This is a genomic window from Streptomyces sp. NPDC050704, from assembly GCF_040654355.1.
Lineage (GTDB): Bacteria > Actinomycetota > Actinomycetes > Streptomycetales > Streptomycetaceae > Streptomyces.
In genome coordinates this window covers 88,718-100,697 of the sequence record NZ_JBFAHW010000014.1, presented here as the reverse complement: position 1 = coordinate 100,697, position 11,980 = coordinate 88,718, and the positions used below count along the sequence as shown (strand labels likewise).

The window sequence follows — 11,980 nt, the reverse complement described above, 5'->3', positions numbered from 1 at the left end:
AAGCCGCACCGCCGGCCCCCGGTACTGTCTCCCGGGAGGGCAACCTCCGCGCCGAGACCGAGTGGCTGCTCCTCGTCGCCCGCGCCTGCGCCTGCGCACAGAGCGGGATCACGCGCACCGGCGCAGACGAACCGGCACCCGCAGGAATGGACTCGCAAGCGTGACCGACCCGTTGCAGGACCCGCGTTTCTTCGCCGATCCCTACGCGACCTACGCCCGGCTGCGAAACGCAGCCCCGGTTCAGCAGGTGCCCACCGGTTCAGGAGGGCGCTACAGCTACCTGGTCACGGGCTACGCAGAGGCCCGGGAGGCATTCACCGATCCTCGGCTTTCGAAGGACACCGTGCGGTTCTTCGCCGGCCGACCGTCGCAGCGGGACCTCCATCCTGCCGTCTCCCAGAACATGCTTGCCACCGACCCGCCGCGCCACGCACGGCTGCGGGCGCTGGTGACGAAGGCGTTCACCACCGGGGCCGTCGCGCGGTTGCGCCCCTACATCGCCGACCTGGTCGACGAACTGCTCGACGCCTGGCCGGATCACGGACGGGTGGACCTCGTCGAGAGCCTCGCGGTACCGCTGCCGGTCACCGTCATCTGTCAGCTGCTGGGAGTACCCGAATCCGACCGCCGGCTCGTGCACACGTGGTCGAGCGAGCTGTTCGCCGCCGGAGATCCCCGGCGGATCGACGCCGCCTCACATGCCGTCGGCGGTTACATGACCGACCTCGTCGCCTCCAGACGCAGCTCGCCCGGCGAGAGTCTGCTCGACGACCTCATCGCCGTACGCGACGGCCAGGACAAGCTGACGGAGGACGAACTCATATCGCTCGCCGTGCTCCTGCTTGTGGCCGGCCATGAGACCACCACCAACTTCATCGGCAACGCGGCCCTGGCTCTTCTGCAACACCCGGAGTCGCTCGCGCAGTTGAGAGCCGAACCCCAGCTGCTCGGGAGCGCCCTGGACGAGTTGCTGCGCTTCGACTCGCCTGTCGGGATCGCCACGTTCCGCTACAGCACCGAGGCGCTCACACTCGGCGGGACCACGATCCCCGCAGGCGTTCCGGTACTCATCGCTCCCGGTGCCGCCAACCGTGACCCCACCCGATTCCCCGGGCCGGACCGGCTCGACATCAACCGCGGTGCCACCGGGCACCTCGCCTTCGGCCACGGTATCCACAGATGCCTGGGAGCCCCCCTCGCCCGAGCCGAAGCCGAACTCGCCCTCCGGGCCGTCATTCTCCGCTTCCCCAACATTCGACTGGCAGTTCCCCCTGAGGAACTGGCCTGGCGGCACACGCGGTTGATGCGCGGCCTCACATCCCTGCCGCTCACCCTGTAACGACGAGAGCACTGGAACCCCGGCAGACCTGCATCGGAGCCCTGGCCACCTGTCACCTGTCACCTGCGGAGTCCGGGCGGCCCGGACGGCCGACCACCGCGGCGCCCGGTCGGAGCATGCGCCGGCGGCAGTGGGCGGCATCATGCTCTCTGCGTTCTCCGCACCCCTCTACGCATCCGCCCGGCTCCTGTCCCGAGACGCAGGCAGCACGCCGCACATTCCCGACGGCTCCTGAACCCGGCCGAGAGCTCGAACAGCGACGAGGGCTGGGAGCCGGAATTCCGAAGCCGGTACCCAGACGGCCCCCATCAACCACTCAGGGGCCCGACCCGCAATGCGGATCAGGCCCCTGACCTGGTGTTTCATCTGTCGGGGTGGCGGGATTTGAACCCACGACCTCTTCGTCCCGAACGAAGCGCGCTGCCAAGCTGCGCTACACCCCGATGTCGCTGCTCGGCAGGCCACTCGCGTGGTTTGTGCCGTGGCGACGTCGTTTACTTTAGCCCACTGGTGGCCGGAGACGAAATCCGGTTTTCGGGGGGTCGGCGGCGGCGTGGGCCGGGGCGGATGTGGTCGAGGGCGACGAGGAGGAGGGCGAGGGCGTAGCAGGCGAGGCCGAGGACGGTGGCGTTGCCCAGGACTTCTACGTAGCCGCGTTGGGGCACGTCGAGGAAGGGGTACGGGTAGCGTGCCGCGGTGTCCGGGGGCAGGAGCGCGCCCCGGGTCAGGACGAAGGCCAGGTAGGCCACGGGGAAGGCGAGCCAGGCGACCGCGTGGTGCGGATGCAGCGGGCCCGGGCGGGTCAGCAGGAGCCAGTCCAGCGCGGCCGCGACCGGGACCACTGTGTGCAGGAGGTGGTTCGTGAGCGCGTGCCAGCCGGTGAGGGTGTCGAGGTCGCCCGTCATGGCGAAGGTGCTCGCGTCGTCCGCCAGGACCAGGTGGTAGACCAGGCCGGCGAACACGGCGTAGAGCAGTGTGCCGGCGGTGACGGACGGCGGTAGCGGGCGGCGGGCCGTCCAGGCCCGGCACGCCGAGAGGGCGAACACCGCGGCCACCAGGATGCTGCTCTGGATCGTGAAGTAGCTCAGCACTCGGAGCGGGGAGCCGAGGACCAGGGCGAGTGCGACGCCCCCGGCCGCCGTCAGTGCGACGAGCAGGCGGAAGGCGGCGGTCAGAGGGCGGCGGACGCGGGGGACGACGGCGTCCGCCGGGACGACGGAGACGGTGGCAGCGGCGGCGCCGGCGGCTATGCGGGGGAGTGCGGGGATGCCCGGGATATCCGCGGGTATGGGGGCGGTCATGCCCTCACGCTAAGCAGGGTGGATAAAAGGGGCGATTCGTGTTGAACCGGCCGGGTGTCGCCCCTGGCCCACCACAGTCGGCCCAGCCTCACCGGAACGGGCCCCGCCCCACAAAACCGGCCCAGCCTCAGTCCTGCCTCACCACAGTCAGCCCCGCCTCACCGAAACCGCCCCCGCCTCACCGGAACCGGAATCAGCCCAACCCCACCAAAACCGCCCCCGCCTCAGTCCCGCCCCACCAGCGTCAGCAACGTCGCCTCCGGTGGGCACGCGAACCGTACCGGCGTGTACCGGCTCGTCCCGCACCCCGCCGACACGTGCATGTACGACGTCCGGCCGGAGGCCGTTTCCGTGTGCGTGGACAGCCCCTTCACCCGCTCCGTGTCCAGGTCGCAGTTGGTCACGAAGGCGCCGTAGAAGGGGAGGCAGAGCTGCCCGCCGTGGGTGTGGCCGGCCAGGATCAGGGGGTAGCCGTCCGCGGTGAAGGCGTCGAGCGTGCGCAGGTACGGAGCGTGCACGATGCCCATCGAGAAGTCGGCCGAGTCGGACGGGCCGCCGGCCACACGCGCGTACCGGTCGCGCTTGATGTGCGGATCGTCGAGCCCGGTCAGCTCGATCTCGAAGCCGTCGATCTTCAGGCCGCCGCGCGCGTTCGTCAGGTTCAGCCAGCCCGCCGAGTCGAAGCCGTCGCGCAGCGACTCCCACGGGTTGTGGACCGCGTCGACTACGGGTGCGTTGCCGTTCAGCCCGTGCCGCCCCTGCGTCTTCTCGAACAAGTACCGGGCGGGGTTGCGGAGTGTGGGTCCGTAGTAGTCGTTCGAGCCGAAGACGTACGCGCCCGGGAACTCCATCAGCGGGCCGAGCGCGTCCATGACCTCGGGCACGCCCTCCGGATCGGAGAGGTTGTCCCCGGTGTTGATGACGAAGTCGGGGCGCAGCCCGGCCAGTGAGCGCAGCCAACGCTGCTTCTTGCGCTGGCCGCTCACCATGTGGATGTCGGAGACCTGGAGCATGCGCAGCGGCCGCATCCCGGGAGGCAGCACCGGGACCGTCACTCTCCGCAGACGGAAGGATCGGGCTTCGAAACCTGCCGAGTAGAGCAGACCGGCGGCGCCGGCCGCCGCAATTCCCAGGGGTACTCCGTATCGCGCGCGCATACGTCCATCGTGTCAGACGGCACCGACACCCGGTCCCACCGGAGGTGTTGGTACGCACACCCGGTCCCACCGGAGGTGCTGCCCGAAATCAACGCGCAGCCGTCGCACCACACCTGCGACAATCGACCCATGACCACGCTCAAGTCGAAGCTGCAGGCTGACCTCAACGCCGCGATCAAGGGGCGCGACGAGCTCCGCTCCTCGACGCTCCGGCTGACCCTCACCGCGATCACGAAGGAAGAGGTCGCGGGCACGGAGAAGCGCGAACTCTCCGACGACGAGGTGCAGAAGGTGATCGCCAAGGAGGCGAAGAAGCGCCGCGAGGCCGCCGAGGCCTTCGCGCAGGGCGGCCGCGCCGAGTCCGCGGAGCGGGAGAAGGCGGAGGGCGAGCTCCTCGCCGAGTACCTGCCCAAGCAGCTCTCCGACGACGAGCTCCAGCAGATCGTCACGCAGGCGGTCGAGGAGGCCAGGGCGGCCGGCGCCGAGGGCCCGCGCGCCATGGGTCAGGTCATGAAGATCGTGAACCCGAAGGTGGCCGGCCTGGCCGAGGGCGGCCGCGTCGCCGCGCTGGTCAAGAAACAGCTCGCGGGCTGAGCCCGGCCCGATCCCGTACGTATACGACCGGATCTCGTACGCATACGACCAGATCCCGTACGCATACGGCCGGGTTCTGTACGTGTACGAAGAGGTGGGCGCCCCCAATCATCAGGGGGCGCCCACCTCTTCGTACACCTACAGGACCGGGCTAGGGCCTACGGAAAGTTCCCGCCGCCGTTCCCGTTCCCGCCGTTCCCGTTTCCGCCGATCGTCCACTCCTCCGGGAACGAGATGGTCGGGTCGGGGAACGGGCCGCCGACGGTGCCGCCGTCGTTCCCCCCGTTCCCGCCGCCGTTCCCGTTGTCGCCGTTCCCCCCGTTGTCGTTGTTGTCGCCGTTCCCGTTGTCCTCGTCGTCGCGGTCCTCTTCGCGGGGGCGCTCGACCTCGGGGATCCTGACGTTGTTGAAGGTTCCGGAGTCCCGGCCCGCGAGGGCGCCGGCCATGGCGTCCTTCCAGATCGGTCCGGGCACCGCGCCGCCGAAGACCTTGTCGTGCATCTGGCCGCCGATCCTGATGTTCACCATCTCGACCTTCTGGGTGGCACTGCCGACCCAGACCGCGCCGGACAGCTTCGGCGTGTAGCCCACGAACCAGGCGTTCTTGCGGAAGTCCGTCGTACCGGTCTTACCCGCGTTGTCCCGGTCGGTGAGACCGGCCTGCTGGCCCGTACCGGAGTCGATCACGCCGCTGAGCAGCGCGTTGATCATGTCCGCGGTGGACTCCGACATCGCCCGCGAGCACGTCGACTTCGGCACCTTGAGGGACTTCTTCTCACCGCCGAGCTGCTGGCTGATCGACTCGATCGCGACCGGCGTGCAGTACGTGCCGCGGTTGGCGAAGGCCGCGTACGCGCTCGCCATGGTCAGCGGCGAGAGGCCGGTGGATCCGAGGGTGAGCGAGGCGGGCACCTCGGGCACCTTGGTGCCGTTGCCCTGCACCACGCCCAGCTTGTCGGTCATCTTCACCACCGGGCACATGCCGGTGTCCTCGAGCATCTGCACGAAGTAGGTGTTGACCGACTTGGCCATGGCCTCCTGCAGGCCGTACGGACCGACCTCCGACTCGTCCTCGTTCTCGACCTTGGCCTTGCCGCCCTGGTTGACCCAGGGCTTTCCGCTGCACGTCTGCACCGAGGCCGGATAAGGCATCTCGAACGGCGCGGGATAGACCTGGTTGGCGGGCTTGCCCTCTTCCAGGGCGGCCGCGGCCAGGAACGGCTTGAACGTCGAACCCGTCGGGAAGCCGAAGTTCGAGCCGCCCATCTTCGCGTCGACCGAGTAGTTGTACTCCGTCTCGTTCTTGCCGTAGCCGTACGGCTTGGACTGGCCCATCGCAAGGATCTTGCCGGAGCCGGGCTCGACGAGCGTCGAAGCCGCCGCGACTTTGTCCTTCTTGTAGACGTGAGCCTTGATGGACGCCTGCACCGAGTCCTGGGACTGCGGGTCGAGCGTCGTACGGATCGTCAGACCGCCGCGGTTCCAGACCTTGGCCCGGGCCTCCTTGGTCTTGCCGAAGACCGGGTCGGTCAGGAAGACCTCGCGGACGTAGTCACAGAAGAAGCTGGCGTCCTTGACCGCCGTGATGCAGCCGTTGTCCGGCTTGCTGACCTTCAGGCCGAGCGGCTTCGCCATGGCCGCCTCGGCCTCCGCCTGGGAGATGTCCTTGACGGCGGCCATGCGCTGCAGCACGGTGTTGCGCCGCTTGGTGGCCTCCGCCTCGTCGTTGACCGGGTCGTACCGGCTCGGCGACTGGACGATGCCGGCGAGCAGCGCGGCCTCCTCCAGCTTCAAGTCCTTGGCGGACTTGGAGAAGTAGCGCTGGGACGCGGCCTCGACGCCGTAGGCCTGCTGTCCGAAGAACGTGATGTTCAGGTAGTTCTCGAGGATCTTCTTCTTGCCGAGCTCTTCCTCGACCTGGATCGCGTACTTCAGTTCCTTGATCTTGCGGCCGAGGGTCTGCTGGGTGGCCTGGGCGATCTTCGTCGCGTCGTCGCCCGCCTCCTCCACGAAGACGTTCTTCACGTACTGCTGCGTGAGCGTGGACGCGCCCTCTGAGACGCCTCCGCTCTGCGCGTTCTTGTTGAGGGCGCGCAGGACGCCCTTCAGGTCCACCGCGCCGTGCTTGTAGAAGCGCGAGTCCTCGATCGCGACGATCGCCTTCTGCATGTACGGCGAGATGTCCTTGAGGTCGACCACCGTGCGGTCACGTGAGTAGACCGTGGCGATCCGCCCGCCCTGGTTGTCCAGGATCGTGGTGCGCTGGCTCAGCGGTGGCCGCTTCAGATTGGCCGGGATCTCGTCGAATCCCTCGACGGATCCCTTGGCCGCGAGACCGAGCGCACCCACCGCCGGCACCGCGATACCGGCCATGACGGCTCCTGCGAGCACACTGACACCGAGGAACTTGGCGGCCTGCTGCGTTGGCGACAGACCACCGCCCGAGCGCTTCTTTGGCATAGGGGCAGCCTACGTTCTCATTCTCCGGACACGCGTACAGGCCTTGGCCTAAGCTGCTCTCAACTGTCACAGCAGTAGGGCTACGTATCAATACGTCCGGCGACCCCGAATCGTTCCGGTCGGAACCAACTTTTTTGTTGGACGCGTGTCCGAATCCGCCTCATGCGTCACCTGGCGTCCGTTGTGACTCAACTCAACTGTCCCGGTTTGCCGGGAAGATCACGCATGTCGCCAGGTCACTCCGTTGGGTGATCTGCCGCGTACGCATAGTCCATTCGGGCCATTCAAGATTGGGCCCGAAGGGGCTGGTTGACTGTGCCCACCTTCCGTAACGTCCTCAACTGGCGGCGGTGAATATGCCGCTGCCGCCGTGGGGGAGCCTCGATTCGGGAGAGGACGGCGCCGGTATGGGCTGGGTAACCGACTGGAGTGCGCAGGCGGCCTGCCGCACTACCGATCCGGATGAACTGTTCGTTCAAGGAGCAGCGCAGAATAGGGCCAAGGCAGTATGCACCGGATGTCCGGTACGTACGGAGTGCCTGGCTGACGCGCTGGACAACCGCGTCGAGTTCGGCGTGTGGGGAGGAATGACGGAGCGGGAGCGCCGCGCACTGCTGCGCAGGCGGCCCACCGTCACCTCTTGGCGCAGGCTGCTCGAAACCGCGCGTACCGAGTACGAGCGAGGGGCGGGGATCCTGCCCCTCGACGAGGAAGAGGTGTACGAGCACTACGCGGCGGTGGGCTGACCGCCCTCCGCCTCCGCATGCCAGCGGGGCCCACAGCGGCCTCGTACGCGTCAGGGTGCACGTGACCCGGTACGCACCGCGTCAGGGACCGCACGGGCCCTGTCGCACCAGGGGCCCCCGCGGCCCTGGAAGGCTTACGCAGCTCCGGCCGGCGAGGTACCGGCCGCGAGCCGGTTCCCGATGTCCCGCAGCCCTGCGAGGTCGTGCACATCGCCGGGCAGCGCGGCCACTTCGGCCACCGCCACTTCGGGGTGGAGCGCGGAGAAGCGGTCACGCGTGCGCTGCTCGCGGGAGAGCAGCTGCATGCGCTCGGCGTGCAGCCTCAGCAGGCCTGCCGTGAGGTGCTCGACGGTTCGGTCCGTCCCGGCTCCGTCGGCGGCGGTCCGGTCCGCGGCGGGGGAGCCTGCGTCGGAAGCGGGAGCCTCGGGAACGGCGGTCCGGGAAGCGGGAGAATCTGGATCGGCGCCTGAGCTGTCGTCGCTGTCGTCTGAACTGTCGTATGTGTCGGGGGAGTTACGAAGACCAGCTTTCCCGTCCATCTGATCCACAATGCGGGTCTCGGCAAGATTTTCCGCAGCCGTGAGAGCAAGATTCTCCGCGGCGGCGAGTGCCCGCTCGGCGGACAGCTGAGCGGCACCGCTGCCGTGCACCCGGTTCAGTACGAGCCCGGCGAGCGGCATGTCCTCGGCGGCCAGCCGCTCCACGAAGTACGCGGCCTCGCGCAGCGCGTCCCGCTCGGGGGCCGCGACGACCAGGAACGCAGTCCCGGGTGTCTGGAGGAGCTTGTACGTGGCGTCCGCGCGGGTGCGGAAGCCGCCGAACGTGGTGTCCATGGCGGACACGAACGTCTGGATGTCCTTGAGGAGCTGGCCGCCGAGGAGCTTGCCCAGGGTGCCGGTCATCATCGACATCCCGACGTTCAGGAACTTCATCCCGGCCCGGCCGCCCAGCTTCGCCGGCGCGGTCAGCAGCCGGATCAACTTGCCGTCCAGGAACGACCCGAGCCGCTTCGGGGCATCCAGGAAGTCGAGCGCCGAGCGCGAGGGCGGGGTGTCGACGATGATGAGGTCCCACTCGTCGCGGGCCCTGAGCTGCCCCAGTTTCTCCATCGCCATGTACTCCTGCGTGCCCGCGAAGCCCGCCGAGAGTGACTGGTAGAACGGGTTGTTCAGGATCGCGGCCGCCCGCTCGCGGTCCGCGTGCGCCTCGACGATCTCGTCGAAGGTGCGCTTCATGTCGAGCATCATCGCGTGCAGTTCGCCGTCGCCGGAGTCGTCGAGGCCCTTCACGCGGCGCGGAACGTTGTCGAGCGCGTCGATGCCCATCGACTGCGCCAGCCTGCGCGCCGGGTCGATGGTGAGGACGACCACCTTGCGGCCGCGCTCGGCGGCCCGCAGCCCGAGGGCCGCCGCGGTGGTGGTCTTGCCGACGCCGCCCGAGCCGCAGCAGACCACGATGCGGGTCTTCGGGTCGTCGATCAGCGGATCGACGTCCAGGACACGGGCGGAGTCGATGGCGCGGGCGGGGTCGTGCGGGTGGGCGAGGTCGTGCCCGCGGGCAGCGTCGCCCGCGTGGGCAGGATCGTTTGCGCGGGCCGGGTCCGGACTCATGAGATCCCTTGCTGACGCAGTTCCGTGGCGAGTTCGTACAGGCCCGCGAGGTCCATTCCCTCGGCGAGCAGCGGGAGTTCGTGCAGCGGAAGGCCCACCTCCTGGAGTACGGCCCGCTGGTCGCGCTCCAGCGCGTACCGCTCGGCGTACTCCTCCGCCTGGACCAGCAGCGGCTCCACGAGGCGCTCGGCGACCCCGCCGCGGCGCGCGCCGCCGAGTCCGGCGGCGGACAGCGACTTGGCGATGGCCGTGCGCGGTGCCGCGCGGGTGAGCTCCAGGCCGGCCTCGTCGAGGAGCGCGGGCCGCACCGAGTTCACGATGATCCGCCCCACCGGCAGCCGCGCGGCGCGCAGCTCGGCGATGGCGTCCACGGTCTCCTGGACGGGCATCTCCTCCAGGAGGGCCACCAGGTGCACCTCCGTCTCGGGCGACTTGAGCACCCGCATGACGGCCTGCGCCTGATTGTGTATCGGGCCGATCTTGGCGAGCCCGGCCACCTCGTCGTTCACGTTCAGGAAGCGGGTGATCCGCCCGGTCGGCGGGGCGTCCATCACCACGTAGTCGTACGCGAAGCGCCCGCTCTTGTCCTTGCGGCGGACGGCCTCGCAGGCCTTGCCTGTGAGCAGCACGTCCCGCAGACCCGGCGCGATCGTCGTCGCGAAGTCGATGGCGCCGAGCTTCTTCAGGGCGCGTCCGGCGCCGCCGAGTTTGTAGAACATCTGGAGGTAGTCCAGAAGGGCCAGTTCGGGGTCGATGGCGAGGGCGTACACCTCCCCGCCACCGGGAGCGACGGCGATCTTCCGCTCCTCATAGGGCAGCGCCTCCGTTTCGAAGAGCTGCGCGATGCCCTGTCTGGCCTCGACCTCGACCAGAAGGGTGCGCTTGCCCTCCGTCGCGAGGGCGAGCGCGAGGGCTGCGGCGACCGTCGTCTTGCCGGTACCGCCCTTGCCACTGACGACCTGAAGCCTGCTCACGTCTTCGAGCCTAATTCCTCACCGTGCGTTGCGGTGGCTGTGGGTGGGGGTTGCCGGGGTGTCCGGGGCCGACGGGATGCCGCCGTCCTTGAGTACGGGTGCCCAGAGAAGGCCTTGCCCAGTCCCGGTGACGGGGGTCGGTGACGGGGGCGGACAGGGCGTGTGCGGCAGCGGCTAAAGTCGCCCTCATGACCAAGTGGGAATACGTGACCGTGCCGCTGCTCGTCCATGCCACGAAGCAGATTCTGGACACCTGGGGCGAGGACGGCTGGGAGCTCGTCCAGGTCGTGCCCGGGCCGAACAACCCCGAGCAGCTCGTCGCCTACCTGAAGCGGGAGAAGTCCGCGTGAGCGCTGTCGAGGCGAAGCTGGCCGAGCTCGGGCTGACGCTGCCGGGTGTCGTGCCGCCGCTGGCCGCGTACCAGCCCGCGGTGCAGTCGGGGGTGTACGTGTACACGTCCGGCCAGCTCCCGATGGTGGACGGCAAGCTGCCGGTCACCGGCAAGGTGGGTGCGGAGGTCACCCCCGAGGAGGCCAAGGAACTGGCCCGTACCTGCGCCCTGAACGCCCTCGCCGCGGTCAAGTCGGTCGCGGGTGACCTCGACCGCATCGCGCGCGTCGTGAAGGTCGTCGGCTTCGTGGCCTCGGCCTCCGACTTCACGGGCCAGCCCGCCGTCCTGAACGGTGCGAGCGAGCTCCTGGGCGAGGTCCTGGGCGACAAGGGCGTGCACGCGCGCAGCGCGGTCGGCGTGGCGGTGCTCCCGCTGGACTCGCCCGTGGAGGTCGAGATCCAGGTGGAGCTGACCGAGGCGTAGGCGTGCTCCCGGCGTTCTCCCGTAGAGGGCTCTCCAGCAGGGGGAGCTCTCCAGGGAGCCGATTGTTGCCTCTCGAACATCAGCCTTCTCCGGGATAGCCTCCGCCCATGGCGAATGGGCAGTGGTACCCCCCGGAGTGGCCCGAGAGGATCCGCGCGCTGGCGGAGGGCACGCTGACACCGGTCACCCCCAGGCGGGCCGCCACGGTCATGCTGCTCAAGGACACCGGCTCCGCACCCGTCGTGCACATGCTGCGCAGACGCGCCTCCATGGCCTTCGCCGGAGGCGCGTACGCGTATCCCGGAGGGGGTGTGGACCCCCGGGACGACGACCGCCAGGTCCGCTGGGCGGGCCCCACGCGCGCGTGGTGGGCGTCCCGGCTCGGCGTCGACGAGACCTCCGCCCAGGCGATCGTCTGCGCCGCGGTGCGCGAGACGTACGAGGAGGCGGGCGTCCTGCTGGCCGGCCCCGCCCCGGACACCGTGGTCGGCGACACCACGGGGGACGAGTGGGAGGCGGACCGTGCGGCCCTGGTCGCCCGTGACCTCTCCTTCGCCGAGTTCCTCGACCGCCGGGGGCTGGTCCTGCGCTCCGATCTCCTCGGCGCCTGGACCCGTTGGATCACTCCGGAGTTCGAACCCCGCCGCTACGACACCTGGTTCTTCGTGGCCGCCCTCCCGGAGGGGCAGCGCACCCGCAACGTCTCCACGGAGGCCGACCGCACCGTCTGGATCCGCCCCGAGGCGGCGGCGGACGCGTACGACAAGGGCGACCTCCTGATGATGCCGCCCACCATCGCGACCCTGCGCCAGCTGCGCGCGTACGGCACCGCCGCCGAGGCCCTGGCCGCCGCCCCGGAGCGGGACCTGACCCCGGTCCTGGCCGAGGCCCGGCTGGCGGACGGCGAGCTGGTCCTCAGCTGGCCGGGACACGACGAGTTCACCAAGCACATCCCGAACGGCGGAGCCCGGGGATGACCGGCGCCG

General features: G+C 69.4%; 11 protein-coding genes and 1 tRNA gene. 6 read left to right on the top strand and 6 right to left on the bottom strand.

What is annotated here, in order from left to right; translation table 11 throughout:
* Positions 1 to 160: 160 nt before the first annotated feature.
* Positions 161 to 1,339: a cytochrome P450 gene (locus tag AB0I18_RS10760; protein ID WP_363105059.1), complete on the top strand. Its 1,179-nt coding sequence runs from the start codon at positions 161 to 163 to the stop codon at positions 1,337 to 1,339.
* Between the two features lie 369 nt (positions 1,340 to 1,708).
* On the opposite strand, the gene AB0I18_RS10755 is transcribed toward AB0I18_RS10760, so the two are convergent.
* The 3 genes from AB0I18_RS10755 to AB0I18_RS10745 all read right to left on the bottom strand — a co-directional run bounded on the left by AB0I18_RS10755 (position 1,709) and on the right by AB0I18_RS10745 (position 3,797).
* Positions 1,709 to 1,782, bottom strand: a tRNA-Pro gene (locus AB0I18_RS10755).
* Positions 1,783 to 1,833: 51 nt separating this feature from the next.
* Positions 1,834 to 2,640, bottom strand: coding sequence for a Pr6Pr family membrane protein (locus tag AB0I18_RS10750; RefSeq protein WP_363105058.1), 807 nt, complete (start codon positions 2,638 to 2,640; stop codon positions 1,834 to 1,836).
* A gap of 224 nt (positions 2,641 to 2,864) precedes the next feature.
* Positions 2,865 to 3,797, bottom strand: coding sequence for a metallophosphoesterase (locus AB0I18_RS10745; RefSeq protein WP_363105057.1), 933 nt, complete (start codon positions 3,795 to 3,797; stop codon positions 2,865 to 2,867).
* A gap of 129 nt (positions 3,798 to 3,926) precedes the next feature.
* Between AB0I18_RS10745 and AB0I18_RS10740 the strand changes: the two genes are divergently transcribed.
* Positions 3,927 to 4,391, top strand: coding sequence for a GatB/YqeY domain-containing protein (locus AB0I18_RS10740; RefSeq protein WP_363105056.1), 465 nt, complete (start codon positions 3,927 to 3,929; stop codon positions 4,389 to 4,391).
* Between the two features lie 158 nt (positions 4,392 to 4,549).
* Here the strand turns inward: AB0I18_RS10740 and AB0I18_RS10735 are convergent, their stop codons facing one another.
* Positions 4,550 to 6,850: a transglycosylase domain-containing protein gene (locus AB0I18_RS10735; protein WP_363105055.1), complete on the bottom strand. Its 2,301-nt coding sequence runs from the start codon at positions 6,848 to 6,850 to the stop codon at positions 4,550 to 4,552.
* Between the two features lie 407 nt (positions 6,851 to 7,257).
* Here AB0I18_RS10735 and wblA point away from each other — a divergent pair, with 407 nt between their 5' ends.
* Entirely contained in the window at positions 7,258 to 7,596 is a 339-nt protein-coding gene (wblA, locus tag AB0I18_RS10730) for a transcriptional regulator WblA (protein ID WP_033321758.1), read from the top strand.
* 134 nt (positions 7,597 to 7,730) lie between these two features.
* Here wblA and AB0I18_RS10725 read toward each other — a convergent pair whose 3' ends face one another.
* Positions 7,731 to 9,206, bottom strand: coding sequence for an ArsA family ATPase (locus tag AB0I18_RS10725; RefSeq protein ID WP_363105054.1), 1,476 nt, complete (start codon positions 9,204 to 9,206; stop codon positions 7,731 to 7,733).
* Positions 9,203 to 10,180 carry an ArsA-related P-loop ATPase gene (locus AB0I18_RS10720; RefSeq protein ID WP_363105053.1) on the bottom strand — a complete coding sequence of 326 codons (978 nt, stop codon included), beginning with the start codon at positions 10,178 to 10,180 and terminating at the stop codon, positions 9,203 to 9,205. Before AB0I18_RS10720 ends, AB0I18_RS10725 begins: the two co-directional genes overlap by 4 nt.
* Before the next feature lie 188 nt (positions 10,181 to 10,368).
* On the opposite strand from AB0I18_RS10720, the gene AB0I18_RS10715 reads away from it, so the two are divergent.
* The 3 genes from AB0I18_RS10715 (at position 10,369) to AB0I18_RS10705 (ending at position 11,971) form a co-directional block, all read left to right on the top strand.
* Positions 10,369 to 10,530, top strand: coding sequence for a DUF4177 domain-containing protein (locus AB0I18_RS10715; RefSeq protein ID WP_363105052.1), 162 nt, complete (start codon positions 10,369 to 10,371; stop codon positions 10,528 to 10,530).
* Positions 10,527 to 10,994: a RidA family protein gene (locus AB0I18_RS10710; protein ID WP_363105051.1), complete on the top strand. Its 468-nt coding sequence runs from the start codon at positions 10,527 to 10,529 to the stop codon at positions 10,992 to 10,994. The genes AB0I18_RS10715 and AB0I18_RS10710 overlap by 4 nt, the downstream gene beginning before the upstream one ends.
* A gap of 107 nt (positions 10,995 to 11,101) precedes the next feature.
* Positions 11,102 to 11,971, top strand: a complete 870-nt coding sequence (locus AB0I18_RS10705) for an NUDIX hydrolase (RefSeq protein WP_363105050.1) — start codon at positions 11,102 to 11,104, stop codon at positions 11,969 to 11,971.
* Positions 11,972 to 11,980 lie beyond the last annotated feature (9 nt).

Coding starts and splice junctions, on each gene's coding strand:
- AB0I18_RS10705 (WP_363105050.1), top strand. CDS start 11,102: ATGGCGAATGGGCAGTGGTACCCCCCGGAGTGGCCCGAGAGGATCCGC.
- AB0I18_RS10745 (WP_363105057.1), bottom strand. CDS start 3,797: ATGCGCGCGCGATACGGAGTACCCCTGGGAATTGCGGCGGCCGGCGCC.
- wblA (WP_033321758.1), top strand. CDS start 7,258: ATGGGCTGGGTAACCGACTGGAGTGCGCAGGCGGCCTGCCGCACTACC.
- AB0I18_RS10740 (WP_363105056.1), top strand. CDS start 3,927: ATGACCACGCTCAAGTCGAAGCTGCAGGCTGACCTCAACGCCGCGATC.
- AB0I18_RS10750 (WP_363105058.1), bottom strand. CDS start 2,640: ATGACCGCCCCCATACCCGCGGATATCCCGGGCATCCCCGCACTCCCC.
- AB0I18_RS10735 (WP_363105055.1), bottom strand. CDS start 6,850: ATGCCAAAGAAGCGCTCGGGCGGTGGTCTGTCGCCAACGCAGCAGGCC.
- AB0I18_RS10725 (WP_363105054.1), bottom strand. CDS start 9,206: ATGAGTCCGGACCCGGCCCGCGCAAACGATCCTGCCCACGCGGGCGAC.
- AB0I18_RS10715 (WP_363105052.1), top strand. CDS start 10,369: ATGACCAAGTGGGAATACGTGACCGTGCCGCTGCTCGTCCATGCCACG.